Here is a 23,296-nt window from a genome sequence, read left to right as displayed (position 1 = left end):
GTGAAAGCTGGCGAGCTTTTTAGAGGCTGTTCGTGGGGTGCTTTTTTTTCTTTAAGTAGGTGTTTTTTGTGTCATCGTTACTTCGATGCAGTTTTTCTGATTGAGCAGTTGCCGAAGGGTGTTGCGTATTTCTTCGCAGGTCATGCTTTCGACGATGGAGCGGAAGTCGGTGTCTACGTCTATTCCGTTGAAGAGGTCGTTGTAAACGACGTATTCCCAGTAGTTGTTCATGCGCAGCACCTGATTGTACACTTTCAGCTCGTAGGCTTTCACCTTGTCGAGGTCTTCCTGTGTGGGTCCTTCGTCTGCCATTTTGTGGAGTTGCTCGTAGATGATGGGAATGAGTTCCCGGTATTTCTGCGGGTCGGTCTGGAAGGCGATGCGCAGCATGGCTTCGTCGTAGGGGTGGTGCTGCAGGCTTCCTGATGCCTGCACGCCATAGGTGCCGCCTTTTTCCTCGCGCACCTTGTCGGTATAGACGATGCGCAGGAGCTGCCCGATAGCGTCCATGAGCAGGTCGTTTCGGTTGTTGTATGCCATCTTGCCTTTGATGACGATGGTGGTGGTGGCTGACGGTGTGGTTTGCTCTTTGGTGAAGATGTGTACTTTTTCTCCGTCGATGAGGTTTGCGCCTTTTGTTCCCACTTGTTCGAAGGTGTCGTTGGCAGGGAGGGTTGCCATGTATTGGCATAGCAAGGGGCGGAGTCGGTCGAGGTCGATGTTGCCCGTCAGTATGAGCTTGAAGTCGGCGGCGTTGGCAAATCGTTCCTTATAGATTTGCATGATGCGGTCGTAGCTGACCTTTTTCAGGAGTTTTTTGTTCATGGACTCTAATCGGTCGGTAGCGTATGCCACTTTGTGCAGGGTATCGTTGTAGGCAATCATCGGATTGACGTGGGCGTTGGTGAGAAACTCGTCCTGCTGCTCCATGAGATTGCGGAATGCTTCGGGGTCTTTTCTCGGTTGTGTGAAATAGAGGTGTATCAGCTCGAGGAGCGTCTGGGTATCCTTTACGTTGGAGCTTCCTGTCATTCCTTCTGTCTCGTCGTCTATGAAGGGACTGACGGATGCGGTCTTTCCTGCCAGCATCTTTTCCAAAGTGAGGTCGTCGTACTGCCCCACGCCGCCGATGGTTGCTCCCGACATGAGGTAGGTCAGGTTGGGCATATCCTCGTCGGGATAGAGGTTCTTTCCGCCCATGCTGAAGAGTTTGAGGTTCACCTCGTCGGTCTCGAAGTCGGTCGGTCGCACATAGACGCGCATTCCGTTGGAGAGCGTCAGCTCGGTGTAGCCGTATTTGTAACTGCGTTCGGAGACGATGCTGCCCGGCGTTGGGAGCGTGTCGATGAGCCTGTCGGACAAATCTTTCTCCACATAAGGCGCATAACGTTCTGCCTGTGCTTTCAATATTGTTTTTTCGATGGTTGTCTTCGAGGGCATCGTGAAGTTGTCCTTTTCCGGACCGAATAGCGTTACCACCTGATTTTTGTTGGTGATGATTTCCTTTGCCAGCGCATTGATATCGGCAAGTGTAACGGTGGCATCAAGCTGTCGGACGATTTCGAGTTCCTTTTCGGGAGCGATGATGGGGGCTGCTTCGAGGAAGTTTTCCACACATGCCTCCACAAAGTCGCCGTTGCGGCGGTTGGTGCGGTCGTTGTAGCCGCTTTCGGCATAAGAGAGCATTTCGGCTTTCCCCCGTTTGAGTTCCTGCTCGGTGATGCCGTTGGCACGCGCACGTTCCACCTCGCCTACAAGCATTCTGATGCCTTCGGCTACTTTTCCCTCCTTGAACACGCCCGATAGTTCAAAAACATCTTTCGTGGCTGACATGAAGAAGTTGCCGTCGCGCACGGATGCCGATATGAAAGGTGCATCGGCGGCTCTGGTCAGCTCTTCCAAGCGGTCGTTGATAGCCATGCGGAGGATACTTGTCTTGTAGTCATCGGCATAGCTGTGGAGCGTGTTTCGCTGTTCCTTCGGGGTGATGTCGCGTTTCATATAGAGGGTGAAGTTCACTGTAGGCTGTTCCTTGTCGGTTGCGGTGTAGAGTATCATTCGTCGGTTGTCGCCTACGGGATAATAGATGCGTCGGGCAGGATTCTTCGGCATGGGAATGGGGCTGAAGAGTGCTTTGATTTTCGCTTCGATTTGGTCTTCGTCAATGTCGCCGACGACGATGATTGCCTGCAAGTCGGGGCGGTACCAGCGGTGGTAGTAGTTGCGCAGGTCTTTATAGGGGAAGTTTCTAACGATGTCCATGTTGCCGATGGGCATACAGTCGGCGTATTTCGTACCGGCATAGATGACGGGCATGGACTGCTCGGCAAGTCGCTGCATTGCCATTCCCGTGCGCCTTGCACGCCATTCTTCCTCAATGACCCCACGTTCCTTGTCAATCTCACGGTCGGTGAGGAGCAGGTCGTGGCTCCAGTCGTGGAGTATGAGCAGGCAGGAATCTATCACTCCCTCTCTTCCTACGGGTGCTGCGGATATGTTGTAAACGGTCTGGTCCACACTGGTGTAGGCGTTGAGGTTGGTACCGAACTTGATGCCGACGCTCTCGCACCACTTGACGATACCGGGCTGAATGGAGTCGCCGGGAAAGTGGCGTGTGCCATTGAATGCCATGTGTTCGAGGAAGTGAGCCAGTCCGCGCTGTCTCGGCTCTTCGAGTATGGAACCAACTTTCTGGGCAATGTAAAATTCTGCTACTCCCTTTGTTTGGTGGTTGTGTCGGATGTAATAGGTCATTCCGTTCGGCAGTATTCCTTTGCGGATGGTCTTGTCCATTTCTATCACTTTTTCCTGTGCGCTGATGTTGCAGGCTATGCAGGCTAAGATGATAATGATCAGTTTTCGCATAATTACTTTTTTTTATATTATAAATATTTTTTTAATACACGATGACACGTTGTTCTTTTTCATTTTTTTCTGAGATAAGAGGGAACAGCGTTGGGCTCAAAATCGTCAGTGGAATTGTTGGTATCTATCCATTTCTTTCCTTCTTTTTTTCGGATGACAGATTTGTTGTATCGGTTTTCGTCAAAATCAACGTATCCGCAGTAGGTGAACCCCTTATCGAGTACAGGCGACACCAGATTCCACTCGTGAACGGTGGGGACTGCAAGGTTTACAGCATCAATAATCCATGCGTTCGGCATAAAATATTCGTATTCGTTCATTGGAACAACAATGTCGCCTTGCTTGAATATATAGCCAAATTTGTAGCGGTATTTTGTCATGTAGGTTTTCATATCAACCATCGGTCGTGCCAGAGCGTAGCTTTTTACGCCTCTTGTGTGCATGACAAATGTCCCTTCAAAGTTGGCATACCAGTTGATAAGATTAGGAATTTTGGGATTATCTTGATCGCCTTCGGGATGTGATGATTTGTCGTAGATCTCAAAATCAGCCTTGCTAAGGTCGAATGAATTAGGATTGATGGGGCGATGGTCAATGGCTGTGAGTGCTATAACCAATTCTTCGCCCGGTTTTACAGGATGTTCCTTTCCCGTTCCCGGTACAACGTATATCGTTACAATGGTCATTGCCTCGTTCATGATGTTGGGTTGATAGTCGTGTTTGTCATCGCTGGTGAAGAACGACTCGATGAAGGCTATCCCATCTGCATACATGATTGTGTCGCTGTTGTTACCGATTTTGATGTATTGGTCGTCCGTGTACATAAATCCGTCGGGCGTTGTCGTACCCGTGAAGAATATTTCCGAAATAAGAAAGCCCTCCTGTGCAGAATACACATTGAGCGCTATGTTGATTTGGCTGCTTTCTTCGCTTGTGTTATTTTTCTTAATGATGACATTCTCACGCTTTGCTTTTACGTTAGCTTTTATTTCTTGTTTGTTAAGCATATAGGAGATGGCACCTTTTACCTTTATGTTGTAAGTGCCTTCTGGAATGAATGTTTCTGCAGCGTATCCTTCCTCTGTTGCTTTGAAATTGTCTATTGTGTATTGTTTCCCACTTTGGATATTTGTGAGTGTTGCCTCGCTTTGTGTAAGTGTGGCATTTTTTATGTTGAACGGCATGTTAAGGGTGAGCTTATGTCTGATAGGCATCATTTCGTGGTCGACTTCATTGTATTCGTTGCACGATACCAATATTGTGCATAGTACAAGAATAGTTGTAGCAATCTTGAATAAATATTTCTTTGTTTTGTTTCTTTTCATTTTTTTTGTATTGTTATGTTAATAATAATCCCAAATCGCTCAAAATAAGCTCGCAAATCTCGAAGAAGTCTAACGACCGATTTGGGATAATTTGTTATTATTCATTTTTTCTGATGATTATTGCGCTCAGAATACGATTCCTGCCGAACTGTTGATTTCTATCTGATGAATTGTCGGTGTATGACTATATTCGCTTCCGAAGTTTAAGAACAAGCCTACACCTTTCCACTTCTCAGGGGTATGGCAGATTTGAATTTGTGTGGCGAGTTGCCATAAATGTTCTGTTTTTGCAGTGTATGTCTCGTTCACCAGCTGTGTTATCTGCTTGTCCATGCATGCATACGGCATAATGATTCTTTTTGAGTTGTTATGATAGTAGGCTGCATTTCCATTCCATTCAAAGAGCCAATGCGTATTGCTTCGCCACAGCCATTGTCCGCTTAGCTTTCCGTAGCTTTTCGTAAAAGCCATTTCTCGCTTCAAATCCACATATTCCGACTTTTCGTCTATAAATCCAAACCGTGCGTCAAGAGTAATGCAATGCTTTGTTCCCATGTTCAGACCTCCTCCGATATGAAGGTCTGTCTTTCGGTTTGAGAACATGGACAGGGTGATAAGTGATTTATATTCCGTACTCGACGAACTTCCTGCAATATGTTCGTTGCCTTTCCGATTCTCGTAGTTTACTCCCGAATATGCCGTCCAGTTCAAATGCCCCGAGTGCTTCCAACCAATCTGTGCGTTTGTCTGATAGACATTGAGCTGACTGATAGGAAGGGCATTGAGCTCGGTGAGTATGTTCTGATAAGGCATGTAGTTTTCTTCGATAGAGGCATAACATCCGCTTTCCTGCAAAGGAGTTAATTGAAAATCTACAATATATCCCGTTCCTTTATAGTAGGCAGAGCGTACAGCACCTGCAAAGCGTACATAGTCGGTACCGAGTCCTGTCATGTGAAATTCTGGAATCACTCCGAGTGGATTATAGAAATCAACATTATTGGTTTGTTTATAGGTGTGTCCTCCTATTCCTACGCCCAACCGATAGCGTTGCAAATCATAGGCAAGTCCTAAACGTAGCGTTATGTCGGTCGATATACCACGCGGTCTTGGATCAATCGTGCGATATTCGTGTTCTGCTCTGAAATCTAATTTGGCACCAAAAGTCCATTGATTCAGTTTCACTGCATAACCACCGTTGAAGGCATACTGCTCGTTTTCCATGTTTCCTCCAATGGTATCCGCCATTACATAGGGATAGAGAAGCTCGTAGTCGGAAGTTGAATTGAAGCGGATGTTACGTTTCTTTCCTATTTGGTAAGAAGCACCGCCCCATACTGTGTTGTGTTTATCTAATCGCAAATAAGATGCTACCCGAGCATTTACTAAGCTATGTCCGTTGCCTGTTTCCAGTTGGAAATGTCGGTTAGCATCTCTGTGTTCAAAGTTAATTCCCATCCGTGTGATGGAGGTATTGAAGGCATCCTGCATGAATGCGGGATTGTTTCTTGATTCTTTCAACACTTCGTTCCATTTGTTCTGATGTTCGGCTATTGCGGTAGTGTCCTTTGTTTGCGCAAAGGTTGGAGTTAGCAACAGCAGACACAGCAGCAAAACCGCCCATCTGCGCTTTGTCTTCCGTAAAGCCACTTCTTGGGTAATGTCAGTCTTCTTTGTTTTGAATAGATAAGATTTATTCATTTTACATAAAGATTATTTCCGTATCAATCTTTACGGGATGTTCTACAATTTCAATATAGTTTTTCGATGTTCTGTAATATTTCACTTCTTCTTTTCCGTCAGGCATACGGCAGAGTAGGGTGCCTTCGGCATCAAGCATATAGGTGCCTCTAAGCAGCTCAATACTTACCGTGTTGCTTTTAAAATCTGATGTTGCATATTTGCGCCCATTTGATAAATTCTTCAGAATAACAGTTCCTTGAATTTTCAGCGGTGTGATGGTGTCTGGCACTTGAAGTGTAATGAACGCTTGTGTGTAATAATCGTCATTTTTCTGCTGGCAACTTCCTGCACCAAACAGAAATAGGAAGACAATAAATATATATGATAATTGTTTCATTTTATTTTATCTTGTACGAGTGAAATAACAGCATCGTAAATTAAAGTTTTACATTCATTTCCAATCCGAAATATGGTGTAACATATCGGCGTATAACAAAGTTGTTTCGTTCGTAATCAGGATGTGCATCCCACATCTTGTTTACAAATAGTGCCACCATGAGTTTGTCGTTGAATAGTTTCTTGGTAGCCTTGAAATTCAAATCCATACTGAAAGGAACAGTTTGTCGAAGAAACATTCCGTCGGTATAAGTTCTGACAAGATGCTGTAAATATAAGTCATGCGTGTCTGCTTCGGTAAATGGGTGAATTTTTCCGTTCACGTCCATATATTTTAATGGAATGTTTTCTTTATACATGGATTGTTCAGCTGTTAGCCAAATACATTGTGCAGACAGCGAAAAACCCAATTTCAACTTCGGAATAGCGGTGTCGAAAGTGAAATTTGTATTTACCATTTCTCTGATAAAGCCTTCGTCGTCCTTATAAATTCCTACTATTTCCATAGGTTCTCCACCTATCATCTTTGTTGGTTTATACATTATAGGGAGCGAGTTGTGATATTCTGTAAGAAACCATGCACCGCTGACAGTAAGTCGTGTGTTGATAACAGGAAATCTGACAGTAGAGAGTATCCATTCCAATCCTCTTTTATATGTGCGACTTCCGTTTGATGAATGATCATAATATCTCATCACATTCTTTATTTTATAAGGCAGCATGTGAACATCGGGACGGTCGGTAAGCGCATCAGGATCTATTCCTGATGGGTCGTATTCTTTGTATTGATAAGGTGCATAAACACTCATTGAGCGAAATCCTGACTTCATATCTTCAACGAAATAGGTCATGGTGAGGCGGTTTCCTGCCCAGTCTATATCTCCTTTCACCTCCCACTTTAGGTTGCGGGCTGCTTTTAAGTCTGGATTTGTTGGGTCGATAACGTAGGTTTGGAGATACATTCTTCTGTATTCCGGCTTTTCGTGATAATAGTTCAACTCGACAATATCCATATAAGCAGGCTCTGGGTAGAGTAGGTCGATGGTTGGAAACATGCTGTGCCAACCTATACCTCCCGTCAGGTTGATAGTCATTCTGTCTTTTCCAACCTTGAATGATGGAAAAGTCCAGCCTGCATTTATACGAGGGTCTATATTGACTTTTCTGTAGATAGCGAAACGCTTGTCAATTCCAGGCATCGTTTCTGCTCTTACTCCCGCTTCAATATCGAGCTTATTACTACCAATTCCCATACTTAACCGTTCTTCGGCATAAGCTGCCAACATTTGTGAAGCGGGTATGTCGGCATATCTGCGTGGGCGAAACGATGCACCTGTATAGACAGGGTGTAGTCGGTCGTAGATTTGTCCTTCTCCTAAATTACGATCCATCTGATAGTCTATACCTGTAAGCAATGTGTTTGAAAGCCCTTTTATGGGTGCGCTGAAAGTTGCGTTTGCTTTCAGAAAGAGACTTATGGGCTTGCCATCTACTGTATGTGTAGCAGTATATTTATAAGGAGTTATCAGTACGGCATCGCTTTCTCCTTCTGTCATCGTCATGGCTGCGGGAGTATCACCATCCAGTTGGACAAGTCGTGTGCGCTCCAGCAAATTCTTTTCGTAGGAGAATGATGCTGACAGTTCTGCGCTCTTAAAGAAAGAACGGTCGCTATTGCTGTTCATGTCGAATGCCCAGCTTGCAGCATAGCGATTATATTTGGACTTATATTTGTCTATTCCACCATGATTAAACTGTGGGTCTTTTTTGTCATTATCGAAAGAGCCGCCATAGTCAAGATTGAACGAACTGTTGAAGTTCAGAGGCTTTGTGTGCCATCGTTTGTTTAGACGTGCTGAAATAGTAATGCGCTGATAGGTTTCGAGCAGGTTTCTTGGCTCGGCTTTATTGTTCAAATAGTCGGCACTCAGATTGAGCGAAAGCTTCTTTTCCTGCCATTCAAAGGCTTTGGAAAGATAAAATAGCTTGGTATCCATATCTGCCTTAAATCTTGCTGATATATCGTTTCCACCTTTGCGACGTTTCACCTTCACCAATCCACTCGTTAAATCTCCATATTGCACAGACGGAATACCGCGTATGATTGTTACTTCTTGAATGTCATCGGTAGAGAGTGTGCGCATATCGACACCGGCATTTACAAAATTTCTTTTACCCGATGTGCGGTCTATTGCTCCTGATAGATACTGCATATTACCATTTACGCTCACTGGTGCTCCGTCTATCACAAAGCGTGTGCCTAATGATGTTGTGTTATATTGGTCGTTGCCTATCGGTACTTCTCTCAGATTTATGGTGTTGGGGACATTTAAGTGTGGGGCGTGTGCTCTACCACCTGGCAAAAGCTCCAATAAGTCTGCAAAACTTGATGGTTGCAAATGTTCCATAGCTTGCTTACTGATGGTGGAAGCACTCGAAAGTCCGTGTCCTTCCTGTGCAGTTACTACAACCTCTTGAAGGCTGTTTATGTTGGGTGAAAGATAATAAACACCTGCTTTCTTCGGTATAATTTGTAAAGGCTTATAACCGAGATAGCTTATCTTTATGGTTTTATTGAAACCATCGGACAATACAAAACATCCATTCTGATCAGTAACAGCAATGATTTTCTTTGTTCCAACAACCATAACTGTTGCTCCGATTATAGGAGTTCGTGTTCCTTTTTCAAGTACCTTGCATTGCATTTGTGCCTGCATCTGAACGACGAACAGGCATGCAAAAAATGTCATTATAATTCTTTCCACAGTTCTTTTATGACGCCTTACAGCTTAGTTTTAAGTCGGTGTTCATAATTATATATATATTCTTCTTCTTTCACTTTCATTCTGAACACCTATTATAATTTTAAAAAGTTATCTTGAAAAGTTTCTTTCCATAGCTTTTCAAAAAAACATTAAGACTCCAAAGTCCATTGTTATCTTTTATGAATAGGTAAGCAATGGCACTTCGGAGTCGAAACAGTTTAATATTTTGAATTATTTGACAAGTATTTTCTTACCATTGTGGATATAAATACCCTTAGCAGATGGCTTTTCTATTCTACGTCCGTTGAGATCGTACCATGCACCCTTATCTTCTTTCTGAATAGTCAGGTTCTCAATACCTGCTGGAACACCCTTGTATTCTTCCCACATAAAGAATTCCATAGAGCCTATCGCCTGCTTTGGAATCCATCCGCGCGCCTTTACCGCTGCTGCTTGTTCTTTGGTAAGAACATTACCTTCGTCAGCATACAACTTGTTGTAAACACAGAACTCACGCTTTGTATCACCGCTTTCTTGTACCAATGAGGCAATTAGTTTGTCCATTGCTTCACCCTTGATTTGATTACCCCAGCAGAAGAAAGCTTCCAATTTGGTGTTGTTGGTAACATTCAGTTCTGTAAGTTTGTTTCTGCTACATTCTAAGTGATTGAGTTTAGGATTCTTTGAAACGTCAAGACTGTTTATACCATTGGCGTTTATCCACAATTCTTCAAGAAGTGGAAGCCTTGTTACATCAATAGATTTTAAGAGAGGATTTTCACCAAGATTCAAATTTGTGATTAAAGGTTTGTCACTCAAATCAATAGAAGAAATCTTAGTACCCTGCAATGATATACTTGTGATTTTATCGGCTTTATCCATTTTTACATCACTAAGATCTTTACAGTAACTTGCCCAAAGTACTTTTAGTTTTGGTGCTTGGTTAATATCAAGGCTTTGGATAGGATTCTCATTGATTCTCAGTTCATGTAGCTCATCGGCTTTGCTCACGTCAATTTCAACCAATTCTTGATTTACGATAGTTAAATAATCCACTTTACCATGAATAGTTATTTCTGGAGAATTTATCTTCAGTATAATTTTCATTCCGTTTGACCATGTTACGGTAGCACCTTCAAATGAAATGTTTTTCCCCTCAGTAGGATCTTCATCCCGAACTTCGCCTTCTGCATCCAAGCCACCATAGATGAGAATCTCCATTTTGATATTCTTACCTATGGGTTTGTTGGTCTTGATTTTTATAACTCCTTCTCCTATTTCTGCTCTTGCAGATGCAAAGAACATACTACAAATGATTAACAATAAGTAAAATTTTTTCATACTTTTTTAATTAAGTTATTTACTTCAATATCTTAAACTTGATTGACAATTAGACCCAATAAGAGTTTAAGAAAATATTGGTGCAAATATACAGACACCCCTTAATTTGCACAATACCTAAAATAGGGTAATTTGCACAATACCTAAAATAAGGTATTATGACTATCCATTGTAATTATATAATCCGAAAAACCATTTAGGCTGGTTCTATAAATTAGCTTTGTTAGATTTTGATCTTATGTTTGAGGTCAAAATGCAAGAGCGTGAAGGAGTGTAGCGAGCTACACGACTGAACGAACTTACATTTAACGCACACACATCACCTTTTCCTCTGTACACAACAGCCCCCTCTTCAAGTATCGAAGGGAGGGCTGTCGGTGTGTATAGCTCTTATAGCAAGACTTCCTCCTATGCTCACGCACAAGAGGCAGCTTAGCCTGAGACCCAGGGCTAAATGTAATCATTAAAGACAGCATCAGAATACCATCTTAGTCTCAATTCTTAATCAATACTCAGCTGTAGCCAAGGCTCTTGGCTAACTTACAGACTATCTCAGAGCCTGGCACTATTTCGCCACGCTCAATCTAAATTCTTTTTCTATTACACCTTGATATGTATTGATATTCATTTTTATAGTGCTTCCCGCTTCTATGTAGTGAATAGGAATGCTCAAGTACACCTTCTGTGTGTAATATTCGCTGATGTTATTGCGATTGTGTTTCAGCTCCAAGTAGTAGGTTTTTGTTCCCCCTGAAAATTGTTTTACGTCATTGCACACCACCGATAGTTGATGTCGGGTACCATCTTCGTTGGGCTTACTTGTTTTTATGGCAACACACAGATTTAGGTATTTCTTGTTTTCGCTTACCCACCCACTTTCAAAGCCTAAGGGGTCTGTGGCGTGTACAGCATCTTCGTCGTGTGGCAAGCCTATACGCAACACCGAAAGGCGTGATAGTATGATTACCTGCTTGGCTATATCTTGATTTTTATAGAATAGCAAACAGCGGTAAAGCGAGTCGGGCTGTTTAGCCCAACTCGGCTTTATGGGTTTGCTGAAAGGTATGCTGTCGCCCTTATCGGTAATGCCATAGGTGATGATCGCATCGCCATTGGTATGTGCTTCCACAAACTCGGTAGTCAAATAGGACAAAGCTGAGTCGCCCGTCTGATAGGCTTCGTTTGTGCAGGCTGTAAGTGTAATCGTTCCTATAAGGGCAATGAGTAGTTTACGCATTTGCTTTTAAGTAGTTGATAGTAGGGTTGGCATACATTTCGAGTATGTTTTTTCGCAAATATTCTTCGTCTTTGTTTGGCAATTCTATCTTTGCGATCTGCCCATCTATATACTTTTTAAACATAGCCTTATCCTCTGGGGTGTACTTATCGCTGTGTGCTGGTGTGCCATTGAGTTCGTCTAAGGCAATATAGTTCACGGGGTAAAGTCGGTAGTTGCGATGTATTTCTCTGTCGATATGCAAACACAACTCGTCTAAGAGCTTAGATGTAGGTTCTTTTCTTTGTTTCAAAAGCTCTATATAGCTATCTAAGCAAGGCGCAGCGTGATAGTGTATATGCCCTTTGTAGCCCATAATGCCTGTTTGCATACTCATAACATCGTCCATAGGTCCTTTTTTCCAATCAGGATTGTCGCGTTTTGCTTGAAATTCCGCCGCTTTAAGATAGTCGCAAGGGTCGTATTCGTATGATATGGTCAATGGTACGATGTGCAACTGTTGCAACTTTTCGAGTGTTGTTCCTTCACCTCCAAGTGCCAACATTTTAAGGATAGCTTTCTGTGTTTTGTCGTCCGAGTTTTTGGCACGTCCTTCTCGTTGTGCTATCCATAGGCTTTCTTGCTTCTCGCTAATGGCGTAGTGCATATACTTAGATAGTTTGATGCTCGACTCCATTCGCTCACGGGCTAAGAGTCCACGCTTTACGATGAAGCTCTTGTTCAATCGCACAATGTCCAACACCCAAGGCAATGACAACAGGTTGTCGCCTATGGCTATTTCGCAAGTGGTGGTAAACTTGGCGTCAATAAGCAGTTTGTCGAGCAAAGCCGCATCTAATACAATGTCACGGTGGTTGCTCATAAAGGTGTAGCATCGAGTGTTGTCAATGCTTGATGAGTCCATATCACACCCCTTGCTGGCTTTAGCCAATAGTTTGTTTAGGAACGTGTAGCAAAAAGCCAATTGAAATTCCATATTGGTCTTGCATTGGCGCATTCGTTGTGCTACAACCTCGAAAGGCACGTCGGGGTATAAGAACCCTAAAACTTTTTGGAATTGCTCGTTTGCCAATAGTCTGTCGTAGACTTCGGGTAGTTCACTTCCTTCAAAAGGACGAATGTCGTCAAACTCAGATGGTGTTTTCATATCCTATAATATTTTATTTGTCTGTATTTATAAGGACTATTTATGGAGTATGGGTTATAACATTGTGCGATATTGTGCTTTTATCACACGTATGCCCATCTCTTCCAATCGCTTCACGTCAATATCCGAAACGTGTGTATCGGTAATAACGATGTCGATGTCTTCTATGTTGCCTATCTTTGCGAAACCTCGTTTGCCAAATTTCGACGAATCGGTTATAACGATGGTTTTCTGTGCTGCTTGCATCATCTTTTTGTTGAGATGTGCTTCGCGAAGGTCGGTTGTGGTAAATCCGTAATCGAGGTCTATACCGTCAACGCCAAGGAAAACCTTGCTTGCTGTACAATCGTTGAGGAGCATTTCGCTATAGTCGCCCACTACCGACTGACTGCTTGTGCGCACAGTGCCGCCAAGCTGCATCACCTCTATATTCTTGTCTTGACTCAATACAAGAGCCGTTTGGAGCGATGCAGTTACTACTGTTAGCGACTCGGTGGGGTGAATGGCGCGTGCAAATGCCTGAACAGTGGTGCCTGAACCTATGATGATAAAGTCGTTTGCTTCGATTAGCTTTGCTGCTTCGTGCCCTATGGCGTGTTTCTCTTCGGGTGCAAGCTTTTCTTTCTCGTTTACAGTGCGATTGATGGTGAAAGGGTTGATAGCTATAGCTTTTCCGTGGCTGCGGTAAAGCTTGCCCATATTTTCCAACTCGGTTAAGTCCTTTCGGATTGTAACCAGCGATACGTCAAGTGTTTCTGCCAACTCTGAAACCAATATTGGTGCCTTTTTTAGGAGTTGTTCTAATATGGCGTTGTGCCTTTCTTCCTTTGTCATAGTTTTTAAATTGTCTGTGATAAAGCTTATATAGCACCCAATGTTTATCGCTATATCAATAAAACATTTTGGGCTGAACAAGTCGTTGTTTATGACTTGTTGCAACAAAGTTAAATCATTTTTTCTGAATTTTAGCTGTATTTATATATACTTTAACACACTTACTCGGGTTACAGCTCTTTGTTGTAGGTGCAAGTGGGTACGATAAGAGAGGGGGATGATTTGTTTTTTTATCATATTCCGCTTGTATGGCTGCATTACAGGGTCGCTTGTTTATCCACTTATCTTTTCTGTTTCTCTTATTTTGAAACTAAAAGTGTTAAATAGGTAGGCCATATTTTGCGTATTTACGTTCGATAGAAGAAAGATACAGAAAATGCGGCTTATTTCGTGTGCAAAAGCAAGTTGTTGACCAACAACAACTTATAAAGAATGCACGATAAATGTGCAAAAATGCAAAGGCTTTTTGCCGTAAGTACAGAGCTTAAATAAAGACAAAAAGAACAGAATAAGCCTTCTTTATTGGTTTTTAAGCGGGTGAAAGTTGTCCTTTGGGCGTGCTAAAGTTAAACTTTGGGAGGGTAAAACATATATGTTTGGGTGGCTCAAAGTTTAACTTTGGCAATCACGAACACGAAGAAAGGAGTTTTAAACTATAAAATGTTATGTTTAAAACACATTTATTTGCGTGATTAAAATGTTAAAACCAAATCGGTCGTTAGACCAGTTTAGGTGCTTACTTTATTATTTTTGAAACTTATGAGATGTCTTTTGTCTTATTTTGGCTTTATTTTACCTATATCTGCAGTCACATAGCCCGCTATGCTCCTTTGATATATGCAAAATAAATCTCAACATAATCGCAAAATACATTCTCATTCTAACGACCGATTTGGGTTAAAATGAGAAGAGAGGAAAAAGGTGTAGGGGGCGATTGATTTGATATCATCGATGCAATCGATATATTCGAATAAATCGCACTCATAACCACCGCAAATGATCAAAACTCTTATTTCTCTATTCTTTTGCTCATATAACGCACAGGATACCACACAGAGAGCCAGCCCACAATGATAACTGTGACGAAGATGCCGATGATGTCTGTAGCGTGAACGCTAATGGGGTAGGCATTGATAATAAAGTTGCCTGCTTGGTTGCCCAATCGTACAAGTCCGTAAGTTTGCTGTAGCCAACATAGCAGCAAGCCCAAGGCAATGCCAATGATAGCCCCTGCAGCAGAAATCATTCGCCCTTCGAAGAGGAATACTTGTATGATTTGCTTATCGGTAGCACCAAGGTTGCGGAGGGTTTGTGTGTCGTGTTTCTTGTCGATCATCAACATTGAGAGCGAACCGATAATGTTGAAACACGCCACCATTAATATAAAGGTAAGAAAAACGTAGGCAAAGAGCTTCTCAATGCGCATAATGTTGAAGGTGTCGGCTTGCTGTTCGTAGCGGTCTTTGGCTACGATTTTGCCTTCGCCTATGCGGTTGATTTGTTCTTTCACCTTATCGATGTCTTTGCCAGCTTTCAGTCGGAGTTCTAATGAGGTTATTTCTCCTTGTCGATTGAACAAACGGCGGGCAAAGGCTATTGAGGTAATGATATAGTTGTTGTCATACTTGCCTTGCTTCACTTGGAATACACAGTTGGGCGAGAGCAGCGAGTCTGCCACAAAGGCATTGGTGGGGTTGGACGCATCGTATTGACCTTCACGCTGTGGTGCATAGATGTGCAGATAGTCGTTCCACTGAATAGAGGTGTTGAGCTGTTGCGCTACGCCTATGCCTATTACGCCATAGTCGAGGTTGGCAGTGTGCAGTTTAAAATCGCCATCGCCATAGAGAATGTCGCTGATGTGTGTAAGCGAGTCGAAACTATCGTCTACTCCTTTTACCATTACCATCATTTGTTTGCCCTGATAGGTAGCCAATGCTTGGTCGGTAACACAGGCTGTAGCTACTTTTATTTCGGGTAAAGCTTTTATACGGGTAATGATAGGGTCGTCTTCGGGTATGGCTTTTCCTTTTATGGTTTCTACCTTTATTTGCGCATCGAAGTTGGTAAAGAGGTTTGCTACAAGGTCGGCAAACCCGTTAAATCCGCTTAGCACCACCACTAACGCCATTGTAGCCACTGCCACACCTATTACAGAGATGAGGCTAATAATGTTGATAGCGTGTGTACTCTTCTTTGAAAAGAGGTAACGACGAGCTATGTAGAAAGGAAAGTTCATAGGCGAGGGGAGGAATGTTAGGAGTTTTTTGCGATTTTTGTCTGACTGGTCTGACTGGTCTGACTTGTCCGACTTGTCCGACTTGTCCGACTGGTCTGACTTGTCCGACTGGTCTGACAATAGCTCCTTACTTCTTTAATAATTCGTCAATGCGCTCAATATAATCTAACGAGTCGTCAATAAAGAAACGCAATTCGGGAATGATGCGCAATTGGTTGTGCACCCTTTGCCCCAATTCGTACCGAATACTTTTCTCGTTAGCATTGATATTTTGAAGTATCTCGTCTGCCTTATCAGATGGGAAAATACTAAGATACGAAGTACAAATGCCAAGGTCTGGACTTACTTTTGCGCGTGTTACACTTACCAATACGCCGTGCATAGCACGTGTTTGGCTTTGAAAAATACTTGCTAACTCCTTCTGAAGAAGTCGGGCTATGCGGTTTTGTCTTGTTTCTTGCATTATTATAGATGTATAAAACGTTTTGCAAAGATATTGCAAGCGAGCGCAATGTAAACTTGTTTACAAATTGCCGAGTGCAGCTATATCTTATGCAAAGATATTGCAAGCGAGCGCAATGTAAACTTGTTTACAAATTGCCGAGTGCAGCTATATCTTATGCAAAGATATTGCAATTATTGCACATACCCAAATTATCACCCGTATTTATTGGACAAAGGAAGGAGGAGAAGATGTGCCAAGGAGGGTTAAATTAGGATAAAAAAGAAAAGGTGAGCACCCTTGCAGCAGTTAGCTACAAAAGGTGTTCACCTTATTATATAAATGTTGTATATTCGTGCGAATTACTTCAATACGCCAAGTTCTTTACCAACCTTAATGAAAGCATTGATACACTTGTCGAGATGTTCGCGGTTGTGACCAGCAGAAAGCTGAACACGGATACGAGCTTCGCCCTTTGGTACTACTGGATAGTAGAAACCTGTAACGTAGATGCCTTCTTCCAACATCTTAGCAGCGTAAACTTGTGAAAGCTTAGCATCGTAAAGCATTACTGCACAGATAGCACTCTGAGTTGGCTTAATGTCAAAGCCTGCTGCCATCATCTTATCGCGGAAGTAGTTAACGTTTTCAACCAACTTGTCGTGCAACTCGTTGCTTTCCTTCAACATCTTGAACACTTCGAGTGTTGCGCCAATGATGCTTGGTGCCAAAGAGTTAGAGAAGAGATATGGACGGCTGCGCTGACGGAGCAATTCGATGATTTCCTTACGACCTGTAGTGAAACCTCCAAGTGCACCACCAAATGCTTTACCCAATGTACCTGTATAGATGTCTACACGATCGTAAGTGTTGCAGAGTTCGCTTACACCGTGACCAGTAGCACCAACGACACCTGCAGAGTGGCTTTCGTCTACCATTACGAGTGCATCGTACTTTTCAGCGAGGTCGCAAATCTTGTCGATAGGAGCAACGTTACCATCCATTGAGAATACACCATCGGTAACGATGATGCGGAAACGCTGTTCTTGAGCTTCCTGTAAGCACTTCTCAAGTTCTTCCATATTTGCGTTAGCGTAACGATAACGCTTAGCCTTGCAAAGACGTACACCGTCAATGATTGAAGCGTGGTTCAATGAGTCAGAGATGATAGCATCCTCGTTGGTGAGCAATGGCTCGAACACACCACCGTTTGCATCGAAACAAGCAGCGTAAAGGATAGTGTCTTCTGTCTTGAAATACTCAGAGATGGCAGCTTCAAGTTCTTTGTGAATGTCTTGTGTACCGCAGATGAAACGTACTGACGACATACCAAAGCCACGTTCGTCCATCATCTTCTTTGAGCCTTCAATCAGTCTTGGGTGATTAGAGAGACCAAGGTAGTTGTTTGCACAGAAGTTCAACACTTCCTTGCCTTTCACAGTAATAGCAGCTTCCTGTGGTCCTTCGATTAGGCGTTCTTCTTTGTAGAGACCTGCATCTTTGATTTCTGCAATTGTCTTGCAGAGATGCTCTTTCATTTTACCATACATAACAATAGATTTTAAATTTTTCAAGTACAAAGGAACTCATATTTTTTGAGAAAAAGAAGTCGTAGCCTTACTTTTTTTGTCGTAACCAATAATTTTATACAACATTAATACTTTTAATTCCTAAATTAAGCCAAAAAGTATTTAACTTTGTGCTTTAGAATACAAAATCTATTAAGATAATAATATGAAAAATGTTTTGGTAATTGGCTCTACTGGTCAAATCGGTTCAGAGCTTGTAAGAGAATTACGCAGTATTTATGGTGGCAACAACGTTGTTGCAGGTTTTATTAAGGGTGCAGAACCTACAGGCGAATTGCTCGAAGGAGGTCCTTCAGCAGAGTGCGATGTTACCAACCCTGAAATGATTGATGCTGTTGTAAAGAAGTACAACATCGACACTATCTACAACCTCGCTGCTTTGCTGTCAGTAGTTGCTGAAGGTAAGCCACGTTTGGCTTGGAAGATTGGAATTGATGGTTTGTGGAACATCCTCGAAATTGCTCGTGAGAACAATTGCGCAGTGTTCACTCCAAGTTCTATCGGGTCGTTCGGTCCTGGCACTCCTCGTGATATGACACCACAGGACACTGTGCAACGCCCTGGAACAATCTATGGTGTATCAAAGGTAACTACAGAGTTGCTCTCTGATTACTATCAGAAGAAGTATGGTGTAGACACACGTTCGGTACGTTTCCCAGGTATCATCTCATACGTAACACCTCCAGGTGGTGGCACAACAGACTATGCTGTAGACATCTATTACTCAGCTGTTAAGGGCGAAAAGTTTGTTTGTCCAATCAACAAAGGCACCTATATGGATATGATGTATATGCCTGACGCATTGCACGCTGCTATCTCATTGATGGAAGCTGACCCAACTAAGCTTATCCACCACAATGGTTTCAATGTGGCTGCTATGAGCTTTGAGCCAGAACAAATCTTTGCTGAAATCAAGAAGCACAAGCCTAATTTCGAAATGGTTTACGATGTTGACCCATTGAAGCAGGGCATCGCTGACAGCTGGCCAGACCGTCTTGACGACTCTTGTGCTCGCAACGAGTGGAATTGGAAGCCTAAGTACGACCTCCAGAGTATGACAGTTGATATGTTGGAACAATTGAGTAAGAAGCTTCTCTAAGCATATAGCTGCATAAGAAACATACACCGTTTGAAAATATACGCATAACATAAAAGTTGCTTCGTATATATTTTATAATGGTACAAAACAAAAGAGGAAACGCCAATCATAGGTGTTTCCTCTTTTTATTTGGTAAGGATTGATTTCCTTTTGGTGAAAGATGTAGGGTTGTCGGAGGGGGGGGGATGTGTCGGACAGGTTGGACTTGTCTGACCATTCGGACTTTTCTGACAAGAGAAAAACTTAACTTCGCAGAGATAAGACTTAGCCTCGTGAAAGTTAATAACAACCCTTTTAGAACTGATTTTCTACAATATCGCTCAATACATCTTTAATATCCAATCCTGCAGCACGCACCTGCTGTGGAATAAAGCTTGTGGCTGTCATTCCAGGGGTTGTATTCACTTCAAGCATATGGATAACATCGTTGCTTTCTGCGTCCTTGGTTATGATGTAGTCGATACGAATAATGCCGTTTGCGTGCAATATGTCGTAGATGCGTGAAGTGATGGCTGTTACCTTTTCAGCCAACTCTGAGCTAATACGGGCAGGGGTTATCTCGTCTACTTCACCATTGTATTTAGCGTTGTAATCGAAGAACTCGTTGCTTGTAACCACTTCTGTAATTGGGAAAGGTACAGACTTTTCCTTTGTTTTATAGATACCTTGGGTTATTTCTGTACCATCAAGGAAACCTTCCACCATTACCTCAGGGCTCTCCATAAATGCTTTTCTAAGTGCTGGAGCTATTTGGTCAGCATTCTTTACCTTCGATACGCCAAAGCTACTGCCATCGGTTGCAGGCTTTATGAAGCAAGGCATACCCATCTTTTCTTCTATCTCACGTTCGTCATACTCGTCTCCTATGCGCAACAGAATACTCTCTGGCACGTTTATTCCGTACGACTTTAAGTATCTGTTCAATACAAACTTATCGAACGTAAGTGCCGATGTAAGCACATCACAAGTAGAGTATGGAAGGTTGATGAGTTCAAAATAGCCTTGCATAATACCATTTTCGCCTGGGCGTCCGTGAATGGTAATATATGCATAGTCGAAGAATACAGTCTCTTCACCCTCAACAAATGAGAAGTCACTTCTGTTCACAGGGGTTGTATTTCCATTATCAAGATTAACCTTCCAATCCGTTCCTTTCACATCAACGATGTACACATTGTACTTCTCTTTATCAAAGAAAGAATACAATCCCTGTGCCGAGCGGAGAGAAACGTCGTGTTCTGAAGAGTCGCCACCACAAACAATGGCAATTGTGCGCTTGCTATTTTTCATCTTTTTCTTCTTTTATCTATGTGCTGCAAGCAATGTTTCTTCGATGCTCAACAGCCCTTTTGGTTTATTATTTTGGTTTTTAAGCCTTATTCTAATTCATCTTTGCCATTGATATAGGTGCGCCATTTCTGTATCACCTGTCCTAAATCATCGGGCAACTCACTTGTAAAGTCCATCTGTTCGCCCGTCTTGGGATGTACAAAACCGAGTGTTCGGGCGTGTAAGGCTTGACGATTGCAGAGCTTCAAGCAGTTTTGAATATATGCTTTATAACTACTTGTGCGCTGTCCACGCAATATTTCAGTTCCTCCATATCGTTCATCGCCAAAGAGCGGATGCCCTATATGCTTCAAGTGGGCACGTATCTGATGGGTGCGACCTGTCTCTAACACACACTCAATGAGCGTAGTATAGCCAAAGCGTTCCAACACTTTAAAATGCGTTACGGCACTTTTTCCAATTCCCGAATCGGTCGGAAACACCGTCATACGCAATCTATCTTTAGGATCACGACCAATGTTGCCTTCTATGCGACCTTCCTCTTCGGTGAAGTTGCCCCACACCAAAGCGTTATAACTTCGATGAGTGGTCTTGTTGAAGAACTGTTTGCCAAGATGCGTCTTGGCTTCTGGCGTCTTCGCAATGAGCAACAAACCACTTGTGTCTTTATCAATTCTATGCACCAAGCCCACTTCAGGGTCGTTAGGGTCGAAACTTTCTAAGTCTTTCAGATGCCACGCTATGGCATTAATTAGCGTACCGTGGAAATTGCCAGCACCAGGGTGAACCACCAGCCCTGCGGGCTTATTAATCACCATTAGTACATCGTCCTCGTACACCACATCGAGCGGAATATCCTCCGCCTCTATCGTATTGTCGTGCTTAGGTCGATCGAGCATCAGCGTGATAACGTCCTCTGGGCGCACCTTATAATTGCTTTTCACAGGCACATTATTCACGTGAATAAAGCCTGCGTCCGCTGCTTTCTGTATGCGGTTTCTACTGGAGTGCTGCATACGTTCGAACAGAAACTTGTCTATTCTCACTGCATCCTGTCCCTTATCTACCACTACACGGAAATGTTCGTATAGTCCGCCCCCGTTATCATTCGAAGCGTCAGCCAACAAATCGTCGTCCATCAGCTCTTCAGGAAGGAAATCCTCTTCTTCTATCATATCTTAATTTGTGGGTTTAGAGCCGTTATTTTCATTTGGTTCTGTTGCCTTTGGCGTTGGTACTGACGGAACAATGTGCGGTTTACCACCATTTCCTTCTTTTATTTCGTTACCATTTTCGTCCACAGGCACTTCCACCCATTCGTATTCGTACTCATATTCAGGTTCTTCCACTTCCACCTCATCATACTCTACCACTGGGTGCAAGCTCGTTGTGTCCGCCGCATCGCGTGTGCCATCTCCTACTTGGATTATCACCAAAGCATCGTTTGGAATATGATCGCCAGCCTGTACCTGCTTTCCGTTCACCTTAATGCCATATATCCAGTCCTTTTCGCCAGGGATATATTCAGGTTCGCCCACCTTAAAGCCCATTGAGAGCAATAGCGCACGAGCCTCACGCAGCGAACTATTGTCTACCAAGTCGGGCAATTCCAACGTTGGCGCACTTGCTGCATTGATGGTAACATATATCACACGTGTCGATTTCACACGTTTTCCGCCTACAGGTGTCTGTTCCAAAATACAATCAGGGGGTAGGTTCTTTACATATCCCGTGTCGGTAACTTCAATGGTTAGTCCCACCTTGTCCATTATATCTTTGGCATCATCCAACTGCTTGTGAATAACATTCGGCACCACAATCGATTCTCCCTTATGTGTGTAATAATCAATTCCGTCTCTTACGCCCAAGGAGAGCAGTATAACGATAATCGTTATCGCTAAAACGTTGCCCCAGAGATAAGTACTGAATATTTTTTGTAGCGAACCTTTTAACATCTAAAACCTTCGTATCTGTTTATATTATATAATAATGTGGCAAAGGTAAACAAAAAAACGGAAAGAAGCAAAGATTGTTCCTTACTTCTTTCCGTTTTAGTTTCAATTCTCTTCCGTGCAGCGGAATTACTTTCCGTGGTGCTCGTCAGATACTGTTAACTTCTTGCGACCTTTAGCGCGACGTGCTGCCAATACGCGGCGGCCGTCCTTTGTTGCCATTCTTTCGCGGAAGCCGTGCTTGTTTACACGACGGCGGTTGTGAGGCTGAAATGTTCTTTTCATTGTTCTATCCTATTTTATTTGTTATTATGCATATAGAGCTACCGCCAGATGTTAGTCCAACGTTACGGGCTGCAAAATTACTTAATCTTTTTGAAATAACCAAGAAAACATTGATTTTTAGGCAAATAATTTATGTTTTTTCTATAATTTGTGTAACTTTGCAGCGCAGTAATGCTTTTGTATTAAAACAATAAATAACAATTTACATATTAAGAAATTATGATTAATTCACAGGAAATCAAAATCGGAACTTGTATCCGTCTTGATGGTAAGATTTGGACTTGTATCGATTTTCAGCACAGAAAGCCAGGTAAGGGCAATACAGTTATGATTACAAAGCTTAAGAATGTTGCCGATGGTCGTGTGCTCGAACGTACATTCCAAGTAGGTTTCAAGTTGGAAGACGTACGTGTTGAGCGTCGTCCTTACCAATACTTGTATCAGGACTCAACTGGTTACATCTTTATGAACCAAGAGACTTTCGAGCAGATTCCTATTCCTTTGCATCAGATTACAGGTGCAGAATATATGAAAGAAAGCGACGTTGTAGAAGTTGTTACCGACACTTCAGATGGCACAATCCTTTCAGCTGAAATGCCTGTTAAGACTACATTGACCATCACACACAGCGAACCTGGCGTAAAGGGCAACACTGCTACCAATGCTACAAAGCCTGCAACACTTGAAACAGGTGCAGTGGTACGTGTTCCTTTGTTCATCAACGAGGGTGAAACCATTCAAATTGACACTCGCGACGGTAGTTACCTTGGTCGTGTAAACGGATAATACATAACTCTTTAAGGTGGA

The 23,296-nt window shown here is 42.8% G+C and carries 18 protein-coding genes; 2 read left to right on the top strand and 16 right to left on the bottom strand.

All coding sequences use genetic code 11. The features are described from left to right. Positions 1–51 precede the first annotated feature (51 nt). From CZ367_RS10575 to kbl, 12 genes are all read right to left on the bottom strand, one after another. Positions 52–2,865 carry a M16 family metallopeptidase gene (locus CZ367_RS10575; protein ID WP_077196831.1) on the bottom strand — a complete coding sequence of 938 codons (2,814 nt, stop codon included), beginning with the start codon at positions 2,863–2,865 and terminating at the stop codon, positions 52–54. Positions 2,866–2,924: 59 nt separating this feature from the next. Continuing rightward, positions 2,925–4,190 carry a DUF4876 domain-containing protein gene (locus CZ367_RS10570; RefSeq protein ID WP_077196830.1) on the bottom strand — a complete coding sequence of 422 codons (1,266 nt, stop codon included), beginning with the start codon at positions 4,188–4,190 and terminating at the stop codon, positions 2,925–2,927. 126 nt (positions 4,191–4,316) lie between these two features. Next, complete coding sequence (locus tag CZ367_RS10565) at positions 4,317–5,891, bottom strand: DUF6850 family outer membrane beta-barrel protein (RefSeq protein WP_237581687.1); 1,575 nt, start codon at positions 5,889–5,891, stop codon at positions 4,317–4,319. Between the two features lies 1 nt (position 5,892). Continuing rightward, positions 5,893–6,270 carry a hypothetical protein gene (locus CZ367_RS10560; protein WP_077196829.1) on the bottom strand — a complete coding sequence of 126 codons (378 nt, stop codon included), beginning with the start codon at positions 6,268–6,270 and terminating at the stop codon, positions 5,893–5,895. Between the two features lie 40 nt (positions 6,271–6,310). Next, positions 6,311–9,019 carry a TonB-dependent receptor gene (locus CZ367_RS10555; RefSeq protein ID WP_077196828.1) on the bottom strand — a complete coding sequence of 903 codons (2,709 nt, stop codon included), beginning with the start codon at positions 9,017–9,019 and terminating at the stop codon, positions 6,311–6,313. A gap of 246 nt (positions 9,020–9,265) precedes the next feature. Continuing rightward, positions 9,266–10,375 carry a leucine-rich repeat domain-containing protein gene (locus CZ367_RS10550; RefSeq protein ID WP_077196827.1) on the bottom strand — a complete coding sequence of 370 codons (1,110 nt, stop codon included), beginning with the start codon at positions 10,373–10,375 and terminating at the stop codon, positions 9,266–9,268. Between the two features lie 565 nt (positions 10,376–10,940). Next, positions 10,941–11,612, bottom strand: coding sequence for a NigD1/NigD2 family lipoprotein (locus CZ367_RS10545; RefSeq protein WP_077196826.1), 672 nt, complete (start codon positions 11,610–11,612; stop codon positions 10,941–10,943). After that, positions 11,605–12,759: an acyltransferase gene (locus CZ367_RS10540; protein ID WP_077196825.1), complete on the bottom strand. Its 1,155-nt coding sequence runs from the start codon at positions 12,757–12,759 to the stop codon at positions 11,605–11,607. Before CZ367_RS10540 ends, CZ367_RS10545 begins: the two co-directional genes overlap by 8 nt. Before the next feature lie 54 nt (positions 12,760–12,813). Then, positions 12,814–13,593, bottom strand: a complete 780-nt coding sequence (locus CZ367_RS10535; protein ID WP_077196824.1) for a DeoR/GlpR family DNA-binding transcription regulator — start codon at positions 13,591–13,593, stop codon at positions 12,814–12,816. 1,009 nt (positions 13,594–14,602) lie between these two features. After that, positions 14,603–15,832: an FtsX-like permease family protein gene (locus CZ367_RS10530; protein WP_077197431.1), complete on the bottom strand. Its 1,230-nt coding sequence runs from the start codon at positions 15,830–15,832 to the stop codon at positions 14,603–14,605. A gap of 127 nt (positions 15,833–15,959) precedes the next feature. Next, positions 15,960–16,295: a 30S ribosome-binding factor RbfA gene (gene rbfA / locus CZ367_RS10525; RefSeq protein WP_077196823.1), complete on the bottom strand. Its 336-nt coding sequence runs from the start codon at positions 16,293–16,295 to the stop codon at positions 15,960–15,962. Between the two features lie 341 nt (positions 16,296–16,636). Further along, complete coding sequence (kbl, locus tag CZ367_RS10515) at positions 16,637–17,824, bottom strand: glycine C-acetyltransferase (protein ID WP_077196821.1); 1,188 nt, start codon at positions 17,822–17,824, stop codon at positions 16,637–16,639. Between the two features lie 184 nt (positions 17,825–18,008). Between kbl and CZ367_RS10510 the strand changes: the two genes are divergently transcribed. Then, positions 18,009–18,962 (top strand): NAD-dependent epimerase/dehydratase family protein, encoded by a 954-nt coding sequence (locus CZ367_RS10510; RefSeq protein ID WP_077196820.1) that lies wholly within the window; start codon positions 18,009–18,011, stop codon positions 18,960–18,962. A gap of 294 nt (positions 18,963–19,256) precedes the next feature. Here the strand turns inward: CZ367_RS10510 and CZ367_RS10505 are convergent, their stop codons facing one another. From CZ367_RS10505 to rpmH, 4 genes are all read right to left on the bottom strand, one after another. Further along, entirely contained in the window at positions 19,257–20,252 is a 996-nt protein-coding gene (locus tag CZ367_RS10505; protein WP_077196819.1) for a D-alanine--D-alanine ligase, read from the bottom strand. A gap of 86 nt (positions 20,253–20,338) precedes the next feature. Next, a complete protein-coding gene (locus CZ367_RS10500; protein WP_077196818.1) occupies positions 20,339–21,427 on the bottom strand; it encodes an RluA family pseudouridine synthase in 1,089 nt (362 codons plus the stop codon). A 3-nt stretch (positions 21,428–21,430) separates the two neighbouring features. Further along, positions 21,431–22,207, bottom strand: coding sequence for a PASTA domain-containing protein (locus tag CZ367_RS10495; RefSeq protein ID WP_077196817.1), 777 nt, complete (start codon positions 22,205–22,207; stop codon positions 21,431–21,433). A gap of 126 nt (positions 22,208–22,333) precedes the next feature. Next, on the bottom strand, positions 22,334–22,489 hold the full coding sequence (gene rpmH / locus CZ367_RS10490) for a 50S ribosomal protein L34 (protein WP_004354441.1): 156 nt from the start codon (positions 22,487–22,489) through the stop codon (positions 22,334–22,336). A gap of 219 nt (positions 22,490–22,708) precedes the next feature. Between rpmH and efp the strand changes: the two genes are divergently transcribed. After that, positions 22,709–23,275 (top strand): elongation factor P, encoded by a 567-nt coding sequence (gene efp / locus CZ367_RS10485; RefSeq protein WP_077196816.1) that lies wholly within the window; start codon positions 22,709–22,711, stop codon positions 23,273–23,275. Positions 23,276–23,296 lie beyond the last annotated feature (21 nt).

The sequence above is a fragment of the Prevotella ihumii genome (assembly GCF_900155655.1).
Taxonomy (GTDB): Bacteria; Bacteroidota; Bacteroidia; order Bacteroidales; family Bacteroidaceae; genus Prevotella; species Prevotella ihumii.
The sequence above is the reverse complement of the archived record's forward strand: the minus strand, read 5'-3'. Positions and strand labels throughout refer to the sequence as shown.